The sequence below is a fragment of the Nocardia sp. NPDC004718 genome, assembly GCF_053601535.1.
In genome coordinates this window covers 1-1382 of the sequence record NZ_JBSGCA010000159.1, presented here as the reverse complement: position 1 = coordinate 1382, position 1382 = coordinate 1, and the positions used below count along the sequence as shown (strand labels likewise).

Sequence of the window (1382 nt, the reverse complement as noted above, 5' to 3'; positions counted from 1 at the left end):
GGGTTCTTGACGTATGCGACCGATCTTTTCGACCGGGCGACGGTCGAAGGGTTCGCGGCGCGGTTGTCGCGCATCCTCGCCGCCGTGGTCGCCGATCCCACCGTCCCGGTCGGGGATATCGACCTACTAGCAGCCACCGAGCGCACCGACGTGCTCACCGCGTGGAACGACACCACCCATTCGGTGGAGCCCGCCACCTTGGCATCGCTACTGCGCCGGACCGTCGCGGCGGCGCCGGGAGCCGTCGCGCTGGTCGCGGACCTATCCGGCGGCGAACGCGTCGAGCTGAGCTACGCCGAACTGGCCGCCCGGGTGAACCGCCTGGCCCGTTACCTGATCTCGGTGGGCGTCGGCCCCGAAACCCGGGTCGCGCTCGCGTTCCGCCGATCGGTGGATCTGGTCGTGGCGATGTACGCGGTGGCCGAGGCCGGTGGGGCGTATGTACCGGTCGACCCCGACCAAGCCGCGGACCGGACCGACTACATCCTCTCCGTCTCCGCCCCCGTGTGCGTGCTGAGCAACGCGGAGTCGGACTTCGATACCGATGTCGCGCCGGTGGTGCGGCTCGAAGATCTGGAACTGACCGCGGTCGCGAGCGTGCCGCTCACCGACTCCGAGCGGGCCGTGCCCCTACGACCGGAGAACACGGCCTACGTCATCTTCACGTCGGGTTCGACCGGACGCCCGAAGGGCGTCGCGGTGCCACACGCGGCGGTCGTGAACCAGTTGCTCTGGAAGGCGGCCGAGTTCGAGCTGACGCAGGACGACTCGGTGCTGCTGAAGACGGCGGCCACGTTCGACTTGTCGGTGTGGGAGTTCTGGTCGGCCGCGGTCCGCGGCGGCCGTCTGGTGATCGCCGCGCCGGACGGTCATCGGGACCCCGCGTATCTGCACGACCTGATGGCGCGGGAATCGGTCACCACCCTGCATGTGGTGCCGTCGATGCTGGACGCGCTGTCGGCACACCGGCCTGCGGCGGACGACTGGTCGCCACGGCGGGTGCTGGCGATCGGTGAAGCGTTGCCGGGTGCGTTGGCGCAGCGGTTCCTGCGTGAGTATCCGCGTACCGAGTTGTTCAATCTCTATGGTCCGACCGAGGCGGCGGTGTCGATCACCAGTCACCGGGTGACGCTCGCTGATGAGGTGTCGGTGTCGATCGGCGGGCCGGTGTGGAACAGCCGGGTGTTTGTGCTGGATGGGCGTTTGCGTCCGGTGCCGGTGGGTGTGTCGGGTGAGTTGTATTTGGCTGGTGCGCAGTTGGCGCGTGGTTATTTCGGTCGTGCGGATCTGACCGCTGACCGGTTCGTGGCGAATCCGTTCCAGCCCGGTGCGCGGATGTACCGCACCGGTGACTTGGTGGCCTGGACCAGTACCGGTGAACT

1 protein-coding gene is annotated in these 1382 nt (G+C 68.2%); it reads left to right on the top strand.

The annotated features are described in order from the left end of the window. A partial coding sequence (locus ACWEH3_RS36090) for a non-ribosomal peptide synthetase (protein WP_450026958.1) occupies nt 1–1382 on the top strand: 1382 nt, incomplete at both ends.